General features: G+C 71.6%; 14 protein-coding genes. 4 read left to right on the top strand and 10 right to left on the bottom strand.

The window, feature by feature from the left end; translation table 11 throughout:
• Positions 1–107: 107 nt before the first annotated feature.
• The 8 genes from ACFVH5_RS24290 to zapE all read right to left on the bottom strand — a co-directional run bounded on the left by ACFVH5_RS24290 (position 108) and on the right by zapE (position 8,691).
• Positions 108–968 carry an aldo/keto reductase gene (locus ACFVH5_RS24290; protein WP_385835800.1) on the bottom strand — a complete coding sequence of 287 codons (861 nt, stop codon included), beginning with the start codon at positions 966–968 and terminating at the stop codon, positions 108–110.
• A 117-nt stretch (positions 969–1,085) separates the two neighbouring features.
• On the bottom strand, positions 1,086–1,937 hold the full coding sequence (locus tag ACFVH5_RS24285) for a polysaccharide deacetylase family protein (protein ID WP_385835798.1): 852 nt from the start codon (positions 1,935–1,937) through the stop codon (positions 1,086–1,088).
• Between the two features lie 108 nt (positions 1,938–2,045).
• Positions 2,046–3,008 (bottom strand): PPK2 family polyphosphate kinase, encoded by a 963-nt coding sequence (locus ACFVH5_RS24280; protein ID WP_385835797.1) that lies wholly within the window; start codon positions 3,006–3,008, stop codon positions 2,046–2,048.
• A 126-nt stretch (positions 3,009–3,134) separates the two neighbouring features.
• Positions 3,135–4,496, bottom strand: a complete 1,362-nt coding sequence (locus ACFVH5_RS24275) for a PhoX family protein (RefSeq protein ID WP_385835795.1) — start codon at positions 4,494–4,496, stop codon at positions 3,135–3,137.
• A gap of 190 nt (positions 4,497–4,686) precedes the next feature.
• Positions 4,687–6,201 carry a SulP family inorganic anion transporter gene (locus ACFVH5_RS24270; protein WP_385835793.1) on the bottom strand — a complete coding sequence of 505 codons (1,515 nt, stop codon included), beginning with the start codon at positions 6,199–6,201 and terminating at the stop codon, positions 4,687–4,689.
• The gene (locus tag ACFVH5_RS24265) at positions 6,198–6,788 is read right to left on the bottom strand and encodes a carbonic anhydrase (protein ID WP_385835792.1); all 591 of its coding nucleotides are present in this window, start codon (positions 6,786–6,788) and stop codon (positions 6,198–6,200) included. The genes ACFVH5_RS24270 and ACFVH5_RS24265 overlap by 4 nt, the downstream gene beginning before the upstream one ends.
• A gap of 169 nt (positions 6,789–6,957) precedes the next feature.
• Positions 6,958–7,356, bottom strand: coding sequence for a hypothetical protein (locus tag ACFVH5_RS24260; RefSeq protein ID WP_385835791.1), 399 nt, complete (start codon positions 7,354–7,356; stop codon positions 6,958–6,960).
• 231 nt (positions 7,357–7,587) lie between these two features.
• The gene (gene zapE, locus ACFVH5_RS24255) at positions 7,588–8,691 is read right to left on the bottom strand and encodes a cell division protein ZapE (protein WP_385835789.1); all 1,104 of its coding nucleotides are present in this window, start codon (positions 8,689–8,691) and stop codon (positions 7,588–7,590) included.
• 37 nt (positions 8,692–8,728) lie between these two features.
• Between zapE and ACFVH5_RS24250 the strand changes: the two genes are divergently transcribed.
• From ACFVH5_RS24250 to msrB, 4 genes are all read left to right on the top strand, one after another.
• Positions 8,729–9,583: a pyrimidine reductase family protein gene (locus ACFVH5_RS24250; protein ID WP_385835788.1), complete on the top strand. Its 855-nt coding sequence runs from the start codon at positions 8,729–8,731 to the stop codon at positions 9,581–9,583.
• 153 nt (positions 9,584–9,736) lie between these two features.
• Positions 9,737–10,210 (top strand): indole-3-glycerol phosphate synthase, encoded by a 474-nt coding sequence (locus ACFVH5_RS24245; protein WP_385835786.1) that lies wholly within the window; start codon positions 9,737–9,739, stop codon positions 10,208–10,210.
• Between the two features lie 338 nt (positions 10,211–10,548).
• Complete coding sequence (gene murC / locus ACFVH5_RS24240) at positions 10,549–11,949, top strand: UDP-N-acetylmuramate--L-alanine ligase (protein WP_385835785.1); 1,401 nt, start codon at positions 10,549–10,551, stop codon at positions 11,947–11,949.
• Positions 11,950–11,978: 29 nt separating this feature from the next.
• Complete coding sequence (msrB, locus tag ACFVH5_RS24235) at positions 11,979–12,386, top strand: peptide-methionine (R)-S-oxide reductase MsrB (protein ID WP_384809985.1); 408 nt, start codon at positions 11,979–11,981, stop codon at positions 12,384–12,386.
• A 16-nt stretch (positions 12,387–12,402) separates the two neighbouring features.
• Here msrB and ACFVH5_RS24230 read toward each other — a convergent pair whose 3' ends face one another.
• Entirely contained in the window at positions 12,403–15,303 is a 2,901-nt protein-coding gene (locus tag ACFVH5_RS24230) for an NACHT domain-containing protein (RefSeq protein ID WP_385835783.1), read from the bottom strand.
• A 146-nt stretch (positions 15,304–15,449) separates the two neighbouring features.
• The gene (locus ACFVH5_RS24225) at positions 15,450–16,025 is read right to left on the bottom strand and encodes a TerD family protein (RefSeq protein WP_384809983.1); all 576 of its coding nucleotides are present in this window, start codon (positions 16,023–16,025) and stop codon (positions 15,450–15,452) included.
• Positions 16,026–16,797 lie beyond the last annotated feature (772 nt).

Genomic DNA, 16,797 nt, shown 5'->3' with positions numbered 1-16,797 from the left:
TGGTGGGGGGGGGGTGGTGCCGGGGGGTGGTGAGGTGCGGGTACGTCGTGGCGGGTCGCGCAGTTCCCCGCGCCCCCGGACGGGGGCGCGGGGAACTGCGCAATCTTTTACGCCGCGTCCAGGCGGGACAGTTCCTCCGGGGACAGGGACAGGCTCGCCGCGGCGACGGAGTCGCGGATCGTCTCCGGGCGGGAGGACCCCGGGATCGGGATCGTCACCGGCGCCTTCGCGAGGATCCACGCCAGACACACCTGCTGCGGACTCACCCCGTGCGCATCCCCCACCTCCGCGAACACGGCGTAACGCGAACCCAGTTCACCCGCCTTCGAGATCCCGCCCAGCGGACTCCACGGCAGGAACGCGATGCCGAGCTCCGCGCACAGCTCCAGCTCCGGCTCGCTGGAGCGGAAGGCCGGCGAGAACTGGTTCTGCACGCTCACCAGTCGCCCGCCGAGAATCTCGTTCGCCAGCCGGATCCGGTCGGGGTCCGCGTTGGAGACACCCGCGAACCGGATCTTCCCCGCGTCGAGCAGATCGCGGATCGCGCCGACCGACTCCGCGTAGGGGACCTTCGGGTCCGGCCGGTGGAACTGGTAGAGCCCGATGGCCTCGACACCGAGCCGTTCGAGCGACGCGTCGCACGCCTTCTTCAGGTACTCCGGCGAGCCGTTCAGCGTCCATGAGCCGTCGCCCGGACGCAGATGGCCGCCCTTCGTCGCGATCAGCACGTCCGAGGTGTCGCCGCCGTACGAGGCCACCGCGCGGGCGATCAGCGACTCGTTGTGCCCGACCTCGTGGGCGTCCCGGTGGTAGGCGTCCGCGGTGTCGAAGAGCGTCACACCCTCGTCCAGCGCCGCGTGCACGGCCGCGACCGAACGCGCTTCGTCCGGGCGCCCCTCGATGGACATCGGCATCCCGCCCAGACCGATCGCTCCGACCCGGACGTCACCGATGGTGCGTGTCTGCATGGAGGCTCCTCCTGGGGAATCATTCGGTACGTCCAAGGGTCCACCGTGACGTTTTTGCCGTCCAACAACAGAATGCGATCGCTTTGAGAGCGCCGGGCGATGAATCGCGGTCCGGTCTCAGGCGTCCGGCCGGATCAGCTCCGACACCTTCACGAAGCGGTAGCCGCGCTTCCGCAGCTCGGGAACGATCGTGCGCAGGGCCTCCTCCGTCGCCGGAGCCGCGCTGCGCGTGCAGTGCATGACGACCACGGAACCGGGCCGTACGCCGTCCAGCACCTGTCGTGCCACCGCCCCCGCGTCCGTCGCGAACGCGTCCCCGCTCACCACGTCCCACTGCACGGCTGTCACACCGGTGCCGCTCAGTGCCTTGAGCGCCCGCTTGTCGTAACAGCCGCCAGGGAAGCGGAAGTACGGCATCGGATGCTTGATCCCCGCCGTGCGGAACGCGGTGAACGCCCGCTCCACGTCCGCCCGCATCCCCGACGCGGGAACGGTCGGCAGCCCGTAGCAGTCCGCGGTGAAGGCGTGATGGCTGTAGGAGTGGTTCGCGACCTCGAAGAGCGGATCGCGCCCGATGGCCCGCGCCTGCCGGGGGTACTCCTCGGCCCACCGCCCCGTCATGAACACGGTCGCCGACACCTTCAGCCGGCGCAGGGTTCCGATCAGCCGCGGGTTGTCGAAACGCTCCCCGGCGGCGGCCCGTGGCCCCTGGTCGGCCGTCATGTCGGCGTCGAAGGTCAGGGCGACCGTCCTGTCGCGCGCCCCGGCCGCCTTCATGAAGACGGGGGTCAGTCCGCCCGGGCCCGGGGCGAGCGTCGGCGGCAGGGAGGGCGCGCTGGCGGTGGGTGCGGGGAGCGTGGCGGCGGCGCGGGGGGCGTCGGGAGCGCCGCACGCGGTGAGGGCGACCGCGCCCGCGGTCGTCAGCACGCAGGCGGCGGTGGCCCTCTTCAGGAACAGGAAGGTGTTCACGCGGGCGACATTAACCGTATGAATGGGAAAAACCGGTTATATGGCCATCAAGTGTCGTCCAGCTCGGCTCAGCCCGGCTCAACTCAACTCAACTCAACCCGGCCCGGCTCAGCCCTCCTCCTGCAGCCGTTTCCGGCACGCCTCCACATCGAAGTCCGGCTGCGGATACTGCGGGTCCAGCGCCGTCAGGTGTTCCAGCAGCAGCCGGCTGATCGCCCAGTTCCGGTACCACTTGCGGTCGGCGGGGATCAGATACCAGGGGGCGGTGTCCGTGGAACAGCGTTCGAGGGCGATCTCGTACGCCTCCTGGTAGGCGGGCCACAGGGCCCGGTCGTCGATGTCCGACGGGCTGAACTTCCAGTGCTTGTCCGGGTTGGCGAGCCTGCGCAGCAGCCGCAGGCGCTGTTCCTCGAACGAGATGTGCAGGAAGCACTTCACGACGGTCGTGCCGTCGTCGGCGAGGGCCCGCTCGAAGTCGTTGATCCGGTCGTACCGGGACTCGATCTCGGTGCGCGGGGCCAGCTCCCGGACGCGGCCGACGAGGACGTCCTCGTAGTAGGAACGGTCGAAGATGCCCAGCTCGCCGTGGTGGGGGAGCTGCCTCCTGATCCGCCAGAGGAAGTCGTGCTCCAGTTCCTCCGGGGTCGGCGCCTTGAAGCCGCGGACCCGGCAGCCGACGGGGTTGAAGAGCCCGATGACGTGTTTGACCGTGCCGCCCTTGCCGCTGGTGTCCATGCCCTGGAGGACCAGGAGGACCCGGCGGTGGTCACCGGCGGTGCTCGCCGCCCAGAGGCGTTCCTGCAGTCCGGCGAGGGGTTCCGTCATCCGGGTGATGGCGGCGAGGCCGTCGGACTTGGACCGGGGCGCCGTCGCCCCGCCGGGGGTCGCCGAGGCGTCGTACGAGGAGAGGGAGATCCGTTCGCCGACCGGCAGGCGCAGTGCGTCGCGGACGGCGACGGCGCTCTCCCCGGCCCGGTGTGCCCCGGCCGTGCCGTCCTTCGTGTCCCGCCCGGCCTCCCCGGACCCGCTGCCCTTCGTGCCCTTCCTGTCCTTGCTGTCCTTCTTGGCCATCGCGCATCCCTTCGGGGCGGTTCTCTCGATCCTGCGCCGCGGGGGCGGGGGCCGCTACCCGCGGCGCACCCGCCCCCGGACCCGGCGACCTTCACGGCCGCCGGGTGCCCTCCGGAGCGCAGGTCACTACCTGCTCCAGGGCCCCGTCACCGCGAACGTCGTCCCCGGCGTGTAGCAGTTCACGTACATCGTCCGGCCGTCCGGCGCGAAGGTGACGCCCGCGAACTCGCCCCACTCCGGGGCGTCCGGCGTGCCGATGTTCTGCCGGTTGCGGGCCATCGGGTACACCTCGCCGCGCCGGGTCACGCCGTACACGTGCTGCGCGCCCCCGCCGTCCTCGCAGACCATCAGGCCGCCGCTGGGGGCGAGGCAGATGTTGTCGGGGGACTCGCCGGGCAGCTGTACGTCGGTGTCGGGACCGAAGACGATCACCAGTGTGAGCCGGCGGGCACCGGGGTCGTACCGCCAGATCTGGCCGTAGTGGTCGGCCGCGGAGCCCTCGCTGCTGTGCGCGAAGGAGGACACGAAGTAGACGGACGAGCCGCCCCAGTAGCAGCCCTCCAGCTTCTGCGCGTGGGTGATGCCCCTGGGGCCGAAGTCCTGGTCGCGGATGGGGGTCTCGGTGGCCAGCGGGTCCGGTACGTCGACCCACTCGATGCGGTCGAAGCTCGCCCCCGTCTCCTGGATCGAGGAGAGGTCGGGGACGCCCGGTACGCGCATCGCCTGGAGACGGCCGCCCGCGCGGAGCGAACCGAGGCCGCCCTCGGGCTTGTGGGGCAGGAAGCGGTAGAAGAGGCCGAAGGGCTTGAGGAAGGCGTCCTCGGTCTCGTAGACGACGCCACGCTCGGGGTCGACGGCGATCGCCTCGTGCTGGAAGCGGCCCATCGCGGTCAGCGGTACCGCCCCGGTGCGGTGGGGGTCCACCGGGTCGACCTCGAAGATGAAACCGTGGTCCTTGGTGTAGCCGTTCGTGCCGGCCCTGTCCTCGGTCTCCTCGCAGGTCAGCCAGGTACCCCAAGGGGTGTGCCCACCCGCGCAGTTGACGGCCGTACCGGCGATCGCGACCCGCTCGCCGACCACGTTGCCGCGCTGGTCGAGGGTCAGGGCCGTACAGCCGCCCTTGCCCATCGGGTCGTAGGTGAGGCCGTCGACGGTGGGGACGCCGATCTTGCCGGTGACGCGGTTCTCGTGGTTGCGGACCAGGTGGACACGGCCGTGTCTGCCGCCGAAGGCGGACATGCCGTCGTGGTTGCTCGGCACCTGGCCCTCGCCGGAGCGCAGGTCGTCGCCCTCGCGGGACAGCACCCGGTAACGGAAACCTTTCGGCAGGTCCAGCAGACCGTCCGGGTCGGGGAGCAGGGGGCCGTATCCGGAGTGGCCCAGTGCGGCGGCCGTACCCGTGAAGAGTTCCGAGACGGCACCGGTGAAGGCGATGCCCACTCCCAGGGCTCCGGAGCGGGCCAGCACTTCGCGTCGTGTTGCGGACATGGGGCAACCTTCCTGTTGGCGGACAGGAGTACGTGACCCGCTTGTGTGTATCACGTGGTCACGATCACGTGAACCACGCGCGTAGCGTGGCGTTCTCACGGACCGTCGGACGACCCGGACAGCCCGAAGGGCCCGGTGCGGGACTCGTGGGGAGTCCCGCACCGGACCCCGGAGCGAACGGTTCCGGCACCTACGGAGCCGGCGTCGTGACCTTCACCGGCTCGGTGCCCTTCTCGCTGTGCCGCTGCGACCAGTTCTCCAGTGCCGTCCGGCACGCGTGGTCCAGGTGGTGCAGCCCGGACAGGTCCACCGTCACCGGACGGTCCTTCGGCAGCGCCTCCAGGTCGTCCAGTATCTTCGGCAGCCGCAGGAAGGTGGCGTTGCCCGACAGGTACGCCTGTACCGGCCCCGCCCCCTTGTCTATGACCTCCAGCTTGATGTGCGAGGCCTCCCAGGCGGTCTTGGCGACGGCGAGCGCGAGCCCGATCAGCACACCCTCGAACATGTTCACCGCGACGATCGACACGGCCGTGACCACCAGGATCAGTGCCTCGCCCCGGTGCCCGCGCCACAGCGCCACGATCGAGCGCAGCGGGATCAGCTTCCAGCCCGCGTGCACCAGGACGCCCGCGAGCGCGGGCAGCGGGATGTAGGCGAGCACGGACGGCAGCAGCGCCGCGAACAGCAGCAGCCACACCCCGTGCAGCACCCGGGACGCCTTCGTGCGGGCGCCCGCGGCCACGTTCGCCGAGCTGCGCACGATCACGGCGGTCATCGGCAGCGCGCCGAGCAGCCCGCAGACCGTGTTGCCCGCGCCCTGCGCCATCAGTTCCTTGTCGTACTCGGTGCGCGGCCCGTCGTGCAGCCGGTCCACGGCGGCGGCGCTGAACAGCGACTCCGCCGACGCGATCAGCACGAACGCCAGGATCGTGCCGAGCACGCCCACGCTCGCCAGCCCGCCGACGGCTTCGAGCCCCGGCAGCTGGACGGAGTCGAGCAGTCCCCGTACCTCCACCGTCGCCACCGGCAGGTCGAACACCAGGGTCGCGAGCGTGGCGAGCGCCACGGCGGCCAGCGCCCCCGGCACCGTACGGACCTTCGCCGGCAGGTGCTTCCACAGCACGAGTACGGCGACGGTGGCGGCGCCGAGCCCGAAGGACGTCAGCGCGGTGGTGGATCCGGCGGAGTCGGCGACCAGACCCGGCAGCCCGGCGAGCTTGTCGAGACCCGAGGCCGGGGCCTCGGCGCCGGCCACCGAGTAGAGCTGGCCGGCGATCAGGACCAGGCCGATGCCCGCCAGCATGCCTTCCACGACGGCCACCGAGATGGCTCGGAAGTAGCGCCCCAACTTCATTGCGCCCATGGCGAGTTGGATGAGACCGGTGGCCAGCACGATGACACCGAGCACGGCCAGTCCGTACTCGCGCACCGCCTCGAAGACCAGCACGGTCAGACCCGCGGCCGGGCCCGAGACCTGCAGGCTGCTGCCGGGCAGGAACCCGGTGACCAGACCGCCCACGATGCCGGTGATCAGGCCGAGTTCGGCGGGCACGCCCGACGCCACGGCCACACCAACGCAGAGTGGCAGGGCCACCAGGAAGACGACGAGCGAGGCGGCGAAGTCCTGCCGCAGGAAGGGGAATCGAGGGTGACGGCCAGGGTCCGTCCCGCCGTCGGCCGCGGGGGTGCCCGTCGCGGCGCTCACAGGGCCTCGAAGGAGTCGGAGCGGATGTCGTGCGCGAGGACGGACCCGGTGTGGACCTCGTAGAACCAGCCGTGCAGGCGCAGTTGACCGCCCGTCAGCCGCCGTTCCACGCACGGGTACGAGCGCAGTCGCAGCAGTTGGGTCAGGACGTGGTTCTGCACGGCCTCGGTGACGGTCGGGTCCTCGACCGCGCCGTCGGGCCGCGGGGTCGAGTGCGCGAGCCAGTCGCGGACGGCGGGTACGGCGGTCAGATCGTCGCCGCGTACCAGCGCGCCGACGGCACCGCAGTGGGAGTGGCCGCAGACGACGACGTCCGTCACTCCGAGCACCTCCACCGCGTACTCGACGGTGGCGGCCTCGCTGGTGGGCTGCGAAGAGGTGTGCGGGGGGACGATGTTGCCCGCGGTGCGCAGTTCGAAGAGTTCACCGGGCCGGGCTCCGGTGATCAGGGCCGGGACGACCCGCGAGTCGGAGCAGGTGATGAACAGGACCTGCGGGGACTGGCCTTCGGCGAGTCGGGCGAACTCCTCCGGGCGGTCCGCGGACTGCTTGCGGAAGGAGCGTGCGTGATCGATCAGGGGCTGCATGTGTCAGTTCCTCCTGGCGCGCGTGAGGGCGCGTCGGCGTACAAAAACGGAGCGCATGCGGGTACGGCGACATGACCCCACGTCGACGCGCTCGGCGGACGTGGCGTGGTGAGGGGTGGGTCAGGTCGGAGTCGCTTCGTGCCCGGTGTTCAGGTCTGAGCCGGTGCTCTCAGCAGCGGAAGACCTGGAGTGCCGCCGAGGAGTGGGCCGTCGAGGATCTCGTCGTACGGTGGTGCGCCGCGGTGGCCGCGGTGTGCGACGGGTCCTCGTGGACGACCGCGACGTCCTTGCAGAGCAGGAGGCGCGCGGCGGCGGGGGCGACGTGATCCGCGACCCGGATGCGGTCGCGGGTGCGCAGGGGACCGGTCGGTCCGTGCGCGTGCGAGGTGTCGCCACAGGTGACGAACTCGGCCCTGGCTTCGGGGCCGTCCGCGAGTCCGGTGAGCCGGGGTGTGTGCGCGGATGCGAACGCGGGTGCGAACGCTGTGGTGGTGGCGGAGAGCTGCAGGGCCAGCAGGACGGCGGCGAGAACGGCGAACAGTGTCCGGACCGTCGTACCTCGTCGCATGGGCCCCCTCTCGGCCGGTTCCAGGTCGGGTATTCCCTTGCTGACACGAACGTTAACGCGGGAAGTTGTTTGCTGGGTTAACTTAACGTTTCACCCTGAAGAGAGCCTGAAGAGGGCCGAAGAGCGCCGGTGGCAGGCCGGAAATCGCCGAGCGGCAGGCAGGTCGCCGAGCGGCGCAGGGACGGGCGACGGTCAGAGGCGGGCGACCGTCAGGTGCGGGCGGCGGGACGATCAGTCCTGTACGAGTCCCTTGGCGTCCCGCGCCAGTGCCGTGAGCCGGGAGATCGCGCGGAAGTACTTCTTGCGGTAGCCGCCGTTCAGCATCTCCTCGCTGAACAGCCGGTCGAACGGCATCCCCGAGGCGAGCACCGGCACCTCGCGGTCGTACAGCCGGTCGGCGAGGACCACGAGCCGCAGCGCGGTGGACTGGTCCGGAACCGGCTGGACGTCCGTGAGGCAGACCACCGCGATCCCGTCCGTCAGCGCGCCGTACCGGCTGGGGTGCACCCGGGCCAAGTGGTCGAGCAGATGCGGGAAGTCGTCGAGCGAGGCGCCCGGCGTCGCGTACGCGGCCTTCGTGACCTGCTCGTCCGCGTACGGGGCCGGGGCCTCGGGCAGTCCGCGGTGGCGGTAGTCGTCGCCGTCGATGCGCAGCGACCTGAAGTGGGCGGACAGGCCCTGGATCTCGCGCAGGAAGTCGACCGAGGCGAACCGGCCCTCGCCGAGCTTGCCCGGCAGCGTGTTGGAGGTCGCGGCGAGCGCCACCCCCGCCTCGACCAGCCGGGCGAGCAGGCTGGACACGAGGACGGTGTCACCGGGGTCGTCCAGCTCGAACTCGTCGATGCAGAGCAGCCGGTGGCCGCTCAGCGTCCGGACGGTCTGCTGGAAACCGAGGGCGCCGACCAGGTTCGTCAGCTCCACGAACGTGCCGAAGGCCTTGAGCGCGGGCTCCGCCGGGGTCGCGTGCCAGAGGGAGGCGAGCAGATGGGTCTTGCCGACGCCGTAACCGCCGTCCAGGTAGACACCGCGGGGGCCCGCCGGGGCCTTCGCGGGCTTCCTGCCGAAGCCGAGCCCGAGGAAGCCGCGCTTGCCCGCGTCGGCCGGTGCCCCGCCGAGACCCGCCGCGAAATCGGCCAGGACGCGCACGGCCTCGGTCTGGCTCGGCTGGTTCGGATCCGGGATGTACGTGTCGAAGCGGACCGAGTCGAAGCGCGGCGGCGGCACCATCTCGGCGACCAGCCGGTCCGCGGGGACGCGCGGCTCGCGGGAGCAGAGGGACGACGGGGTCGCGTCGGCCATCGGGCCGAATCCGGAGGCGGTGGTGGAGGTTGACACGGTTCCCCACTCTACGTCCCGTGCCAGACTGCACGACATGCGACGCCTGTTCCCTGTGACCGACGAGACAGCAGCCCCGGCCTCGGACGGGGTACCGGGTACACCGGGCGCGGCGACCGCGGCCCGGGAATGGGGGCTCGATGAACTGGCCGACGCGTACGCCTACCCGGTGGGCGTCGCGGGACCCGGCTCGGGCGTCGCGGGACCCGGTGCGGGCGTCGCGGGACCCGGTGCGTGGCTGCGGGCCAACATGGTCTCCACGCTCGACGGGGCCGCCCAGCACGACGGGCGTTCGCAGCCCATCTCCAGCGCCGCCGACATGCGGATCTTCGGCACGCTGCGCGGACTCGCGGACGTCGTGATCGTCGGTGCGGAAACGGTACGGCAGGAGGGTTACCGGCCCGCGCGGGCCCGCGACGACTTCGCCGCGCGCCGGGCCGCGGCGGGACAGGGCCCGGCGCCCGCGATCGCCGTGGTGAGCGCGAGTCTCGACCTGGACTTCTCGCTTCCGCTCTTCACCTCGCCACTGCTTCCCACACTGGTGCTCACCGGGGCCGCGGCGGCGCCCGACCGGATCGCCGCGGCCGAGAAGGCCGGCGCGCGGGTCGTGATCGCGGGCGACGGCACGGGCGTGGACCCCGCGCGGGCCGTCCGGGCGCTCGCCGACCTGGGCCTGTACCGGCTCCTGACGGAGGGCGGGCCCCGGCTGCTCGGCCAGCTGGTCGCGGCCGATGTCCTCGACGAGCTGTGTCTGACGGTGTCCCCGATGCTCACCGCCGGGGACGCCCAGCGGATCGCCGGCGGCCCGTCCGTCGCGGTGCCGAGCCGGTTCGAACTGACGTCCTTGCTGGAGGAGGACGGGTTTCTCTTCAGCCGTTACCGCCGGACCTGATCAAGGAACCGGGTCCGGGCAAAGTAGTGGAATCGGCTGTTCCGGTTAGCTTTCGCCGGGCACACTGAAAATCGCAGTCCCCGTGCGGTCACGGGGCAGGATGGTTTCCGCAGGGGTCTACGAACGGCCCACGGACGATGAAGGGCGTTTGTCGTGTTCACGAGCGTATTGATGATCGAGAAGGCCCTCACCTCCGCGGACGTGGAATTCGTCACGACCTTGCACGGGGAAGAGGGCGTGGGCTTCCACGTACTGCTCCAGCCCCGCGGCGACCAGGCGGACCGGCTCCTGCGCGCGATCGACGACGTGGCGCTCGGCGAGCTGGACGAGGCGGCCCGCGAGAACGAGACGCCCGAGGGCGCGGAGGCGGTCGGGCAGGGACAGCGGGCCCTGGAGGTGTCGCTGGTGGCGCTGCGGGCCACCGGCAGTGCGGCGCAGGGGCGGCTGATCGAGGCGCATCCGCTGGACGCGTTGAAGGCGCTCGTCGACGAGGTGGGGGCGGACGAGGTCATCGTGCTGACCGATCCGCACTATGTGGAGGAGTTCTTCCACCGGGACTGGGCGTCGCGGGCGCGGCACAAGGTGGGGGTGCCGGTTCTGAAGCTGTTCTCGCACAGCAAGGTGTGAGTTCGGCTGCGGCTGGCTCGCGCCCCTGGACGCGAGGGTTCGGTGGGGGTTGCTCGCGCCGTTCCCCGCGCCCCTGAAAACCGTGTTCGTGTGCGGGATGGTGGGGGTGGGCCCTAACGATTGCGCAGTTCCCCGCGCCCCTGAAGAACCGCGCCCGTCTGCGGGACGGTGGGGGCGGGCCCAAACGATTGCGCCGTTCCCCGCGCCCCTCGGGGAGGGGCTGTGCCCCGGCCCGCTCAGGGGCGCGGGGAACTGCGCGACCGGCCCCCACCTCGGGTGGGCGTAGCGAATAGGGTGGGGGCGCTCATCGTCACAGCCGCATCCTGGGAGAAACACGTATGGCACCCGGCCTTCCTACCGCCATGGATCGACCGCACTTCATCGGCATCGGCGGAGCCGGGATGTCGGGGATCGCGAAGATCCTCGCGCAGCGCGGGGCCGCGGTGGCGGGCAGCGACGCGAAGGACTCCGCGACCGCCGAGGCACTGCGCGCGCTGGGCGCCACCGTCCACCTCGGACACGCCGCGGACCACCTCGCGGCGGACGCCACCTGCGTGGTCGTCTCCTCGGCGATCCGCGCGGACAACCCGGAACTGGCCCGCGCCGCCGAACTGGGCATCCCGGTCGTCCACCGCTCGGACGCCCTCGCCCGCCTGATGGACGGCCTGCGCCCCATCGCCGTGGCCGGCACGCACGGCAAGACGACCACGACGTCGATGCTGGCGGTCTCCCTCTCGACGCTGGGCCTGACCCCGTCGTACGCGATCGGCGGCGACCTCGACGTCCCCGGCTCCAACGCCCTGCACGGCGACGGCGAGATCTTCGTCGCCGAGGCGGATGAATCGGACCGCAGCTTCCACAAGTACGCGCCCGAGGTGGCGATCGTGCTGAACGTGGAACTGGACCACCACGCCAACTACGCGTCCATGGACGAGATCTACGAGTCCTTCGAGACGTTCGCCGGCAAGATCGTGCCGGGCGGGACCCTGGTGATCGCCGCCGACCAGGAGGGCGCGCGCGAGCTGACCCGGCGGCTGCCGGACGCCGTCAGGGACACCATCGAGGTGGTCACGTACGGAGAGTCCGAGGACGCCGACGTACGCGTGCTGTCCGTGGTCCCGCAGGGCTTGAAGAGCGAGGTGACCGTCGAGCTGAACGGCTCCACGCTCACCTTCACCGTTTCGGTGCCCGGCCGCCACTACGCGCACAACGCGGTGGCGGCGCTGGCGGCGGGCGTGGCCCTGGGCATCCCCGCGGCCGAGCTGGCCCCCGCCCTCGCCTCGTACACGGGTGTGAAGCGGCGCCTCCAGCTCAAGGGCGAGGAAGCGGGCGTGCAGGTCATCGACTCGTACGCGCACCACCCGACGGAGATGACCGCGGACCTGGAGGCGATGCGGGCGGCGGCGGGCGACTCGCGCATCCTGGTCGTCTTCCAGCCCCACCTCTTCTCGCGCACCCAGGAACTGGGCAAGGAGATGGGCCAGGCCCTCTCCCTCGCGGACGCCTCGCTGGTCCTGGACATCTACCCGGCCCGCGAGGACCCGATCCCGGGCGTGACGAGCGAGCTGATCATCGACGCGGCGTGGGCGGCGGGCGCGGACGTGACGCCCGTGCACGACATGTCACAGGTGCCCGCGGTGGTGGCGGGAATGGCGAAGCCCGGTGATCTCGTTCTCACCATGGGCGCGGGAGACGTGACGGACCTCGGACCCGAGATCCTGACCCGCCTGTCGAAGTAGCGGTACCTGAGTAGAGGGGTTGAGCTTTCATGTCGTACGACATCGAGAAGCCGGACGAGCAGTGGCGTGCGGAGCTGAGCCCGGCCGAGTACACCGTCCTGCGCCAGGCCGGCACGGAGCCGGCGTTCCGCGGTGAGTACACCGACACCAAGACGACGGGCGTCTACTCCTGTCGGGCGTGCGGAGCCGAGCTCTTCACCTCCACGGAGAAGTTCGAGTCGCACTGCGGCTGGCCGTCCTTCTACGATCCGAAGGACTCCGACGCGGTCGAGCTGATCGAGGACCGCTCCCACGGGATGTCGCGGACCGAGGTCCGGTGCTCCCGGTGCGGATCGCACCTCGGGCACGTCTTCGAGGGCGAGGGCTACGCGACGCCGACCGACCAGCGGTACTGCATCAACTCGATCTCGCTGAAGCTGACACCGGCCGAGGGCTGACGAGGGCTCACGAGGCTCATTCGTCGAGCCTCGTGGCCAGCCGTTCCTGAAGGCGGGCGTGCCGGAACTCGTACAGGGCGCCCGCCTGCCGGAGTACTCCTCTGCGGTGGGCGTCTTCGAGGAACCGCATCAGACGCCACGGCAACCGTCCCGTACCGCACAGCCACAACCGGGTGACGAGCAGCCAGCCCCAGGCGCTCAGAGCGATGGCGAGGGGCGCGGTGACCAGCCAGATGACGAGCGACCCATCGGCGAACGCCGTATCGAACCAGGACCGGAACACGAGGGCCGCGTTGGCGGAGGCGATCAGGAACAGGAGGACGCCTCGGCTCACGGCCGTCGCCCGGTCCGCGCGCAGACCGTCCAGGGGCGTACCGGCCCGGGCGATGTCGGTGGGGGTGACCAGCCAGCGGTGGAGCGCGACCGTCAGGCCGCTGACCAGGCCGAGGGAGATTCCGAAGGCGAGTCCCTCGCCCACGGCCCGGCCGAGGAGTGCTTCGGGGGCGCTCCACTGCAGCCAGCGTCGGGTGCCCGACGGCAGTCCGTCCTGCAGGTCCCAGTCCTGGGCGAAGGTGCCGTCGGGCAGTTTGGCCAGGAGGTCTCCTCGACCAGGATGCTCGCGCAGTTCGACCGGACCGTCGAAGGTCTCGCACACACCGGTGCAGCCCTCGGCAAGTGTGGTCATGGTCATCGAGTAGACGCCACCGTCGGTGTCTCGTTCCACGGCCCAGCGGACAGGACCGGGCGTGGACACGACGCGCGTGCCGTCCGCGAGTTCCCGGTGGCTCCAACCATGGGCCACGAGCACACTCCCGCCGTCGGCAGACGTGTGCCACGAACCGCCCGCGGGGTGGTCGTCCCGGTCCGCGGCGGCCCGGACGGCCACGGTGGAGCCGTTGGTGACGCCGAACGCCAGACCGAGCAGAAATCCCGCCGCCAGCCCTTTGGCCATGCCGCGCCCCACGACAGGAAGTAGCCGGCCGCGCGGGCGTGCCCGGCGACCGGCGGTTGCCCGGGGCGGGGAGAGCGTTCGGCCCGCCGTGCCGGGGTTCCGCCAGAGCACGACGGTCACCGCGATCCCCAGAGCCGTGGCGCAGAGCGCGCTGATACGGAAGGGAAGCATCAGCGCGGCCGGTACCAGAACGCCGATCGCCGCAGCAGCCACCACGACCAGGATCGCCAGGGCGTGTCGTTGCCAGGAGCGCCCGCCCTGTCCGGTCGTGAGCGGAAGGGTGGTGGGGATCGGTCTCCCCAGCATACCGAGAACTCCGATGGCGGTTGCCAGGCCCAGGCCCCCGGTCATGGCCAGAGCGCTGTTTCCCAGCCACTGCCACCGCTGCACCGGGAGGGCGTAGCTATTCAGGGTGAGGCTTCCTGTCATACCGACGACGAGTCCGAGCGGTACGGCTCCCACCAGCACCCAGACGAGTTCACGGGGTACGCGTCCGCGCCCGGTCCTCGTGGATCCGTCCGGTCCGAGCCCGCCTGCGGGACCGCTGTCGCTCCGCAGGAACAAGGCCTGCCCGGCACAGAGGGGAACCAGGAAGCCGGCTGTGATGAGGACCGCCCAGCCGCGCTCCGATCCCGTCGTCAGCAGGATGACCGCCGTGGCGAGGGCTCCGACGACCAGCAGGGGCCCCATCGTCCGCAGTGGCAGAGGCAGTTCGCGGCGCAGTTCCCACCAGGCGAGTTCGCGTGATCCCTGTCGTTCCAGGTGGCGGGCCAGGAAGCCGAGGGTGTCGAGTGCCGTGTCCACCCGGCCGCCTTCGTCCCGGAAGGCGGCCGGTACGAAGGCGTCCAGCAGATGCGCCTCCAGCTGAGCTTCCCGTTGCGCCCGGTCGTCCCACCTGCCGTCGTCGAGCAGCTCGGCCGGGTCCGCGTCGGTGTCGTCGTACGCGGTCCTCGCGAGGGTCACCATCAGCGGCGTGCGCAGTACGGCTCGTAACGCCGCGCAGGGGTGGGCGTCGGGATCGGCGCGCAGGCGGTCGATCACCGGGTGCCAGGCGGTGGTGCGGGTGCCGCCGGGGCCGCGGACGGGGCGGGCGGTACGCAGCAGATGGGCCGCCGCCGTCTCGAAACCGAGGGGCCGCAGCTCCACGACGGCCGCCGAGGTGAAGACGTCACTGGATCGCACGACGTCGGCGTACACGGCCGAGCGGCAGGTCATGAGCAGCGGACGGCCGTCGTCGAGGTCCGTGTTCAGCCGGCGTACCGCCGCGGTGCGCAGCGGAGGGGCCATCTCGTCGAGCCCGTCGAGTACGGGGATCACCCGGCCGGCGTCGAGGAGTTCACGGGCCCAGGACGCACCGGGGTAGTGGCCAGCGATGTAGCGCGCCAGCCAGGTGTCGAGGCTCTCGCTGTGCGGGCGCCAGTCCGACATCGACACCACCACGGGCACGGGCGCCCCCGCGTCCCGTGACGCGAGGACGTCCAGCGTGAACCGGACGGCGAGTACGGTCTTGCCGCTGCCCGGCTCGCCCAGGACGACGAGTCGCCGCGACGCCACGCGGTCCAGCGTGGCCGCGATGTTCTCCAGGCGGTCGTCCGGGGGTTCGGGCCCGTCCGTGCCGGGCTCCCGCGGATCGGCCAGCCAGGGTTCCGCGGAGGACCAGTGCACCGCGATGGGCTCCGGGTCCTGCAGGCGTCGCAGCCGCCACTCGGACTGCCACTGCTGTTCGACCGCCGCGGCCAGTTGCTCGACGCGTGCGCCCAGGACCTCGGCCGGTGAAGGGCGTGGTCCGCCGTCGGTGGAGGTACGCACCAGATTCAGGGCGAGCCCCGTCGCGGCGATCCCGAATCCGAGGACGGTGGTCAGGATCGTGGTGTCGCCGAGTTCCCCGTTGACGACGGCGATGGCGAGCACCGCCGATGTCGCCACGAACGCGCCGCCCCAGACCACGTACCGCACATGCCGCATAGCGCTCCCCCTCGCGCCTGCCAGTGCCTGTTCGGAGAATACGCCCGGGTGGCGCGGCGGGGCCCCGTCCGGCGGGGGTCGTACCGGGCCCGCCCCCGGGGATCAGGCCCGGGGGCGGGCGGTCCGTGTCGGACGCCGAGGCTTCGTCAGACGTTGACGCCGAAGTCGGAGGCGATGCCGGAGAGCCCGGAGGCGTATCCCTGGCCGACCGCGCGGAACTTCCACTCGGTGCCGTGGCGGTACAGCTCGCCGAAGACCATCGCCGTCTCGGTGGCGGCGTCCTCGGACAGGTCGTAGCGCGCGATCTCGGCGCCGCCCGCCTGGTTGACGACGCGGATGAAGGCGCCCCGGACCTGGCCGAAACTCTGGCCGCGGGCATGGGCGTCGTGGATGGAGACCGGGAAGACGATCCGGTCGACCTCGGCCGGCACGGTCGCGAGGTTCACCTTGACGGACTCGTCGTCGCCCTCGCCCTCGCCGGTGAGGTTGTCACCGGTGTGCTCGACCGAACCGTCCGGGCTCGTGAGGTTGTTGTAGAAGACGAAGTGCTGGTCGGACAGGACCTTGCCGGAGGCGTTGAGCAGCAGGGCCGAGGCGTCGAGGTCGTAGTCGGCGCCGGTCGTGGTCCGTACGTCCCAGCCGAGGCCGATGAGCACGGCGGTCAGGCCGGGCGCCTCCTTGCTGAGCGAGACATTGCCGCCTTTGGCCAGGGAAACTCCCACTGCGTACTCCTTCTCGATGCGTGCTCGATGTGTGCTCGATGCGTGAGGGACGGGGACCCGTCCGGGACCCCGCTATAAAATCTACAACACTGTAGAAAAAGCGGAAGAGGCGGCGCCTTCGTCACGACTTCGCCGTGCCGTACGGCGGTGAAGGGTGGGGCTGGAGGGGCACGGAGGCCCCTCCGGGGCGGGTGGGGTGCGGTCTCCGGCCCCCGATTGGCGCCGGGCGCGCCACTCGGAGCCCCGACCGCAGCGTCGGGTACGTCGCCCGGCGAAGCCTCGGCCGTATGAGGGTCGGAGTGCCGGGCGCGGCGGGGGCGGGCGCCGGTTGGGCTTCCTGGCGAGATGGCGGGCGCGCGCCGGTCGGGCTTCCGGGTGAGGTGTGGGGCGTGTGCCAGGTGGAGTGTCGGCGGCGGCATCGGGCGCGGGCCCGCTGGGCTGCCTGTCGGAGCGCGGTATCGGGCGCTGGCCCGTCGGGCTGCCTGTCGGAGCGTGGGTCGCGCGGCGGTCGGAGCGCCGGTCGTGGCGTCGGTGTGCGCCTGTCGGAGCGCTGGCCGCAGCGTCGGGCGCGCGCCCTACGCACCCCGGCCGCAGCCCCGTCCGTGTCCCGCCCGTGCCCCGGTCGCAGCCTCGGGAGCATGCCCGGCGAATCCCCGGCCGCAGCGCTGACCCCTGCCCCGCCCGCGCCTCAGCCGCGCGCCGGTCGCAGCCCCGGTCGCAGCGTCGGGACCGTGCCCGGCGAATCCCCAGCCGCAGCGCCGCCCGCGCCCCG

The organism is Streptomyces sp. NPDC127119 (assembly GCF_042677425.1).
In the GTDB taxonomy this organism is placed as follows: domain Bacteria; phylum Actinomycetota; class Actinomycetes; order Streptomycetales; family Streptomycetaceae; genus Streptomyces.
Note: the sequence above shows the minus strand (reverse complement) of the source record. Positions and strands in the feature narration are given on the sequence as shown.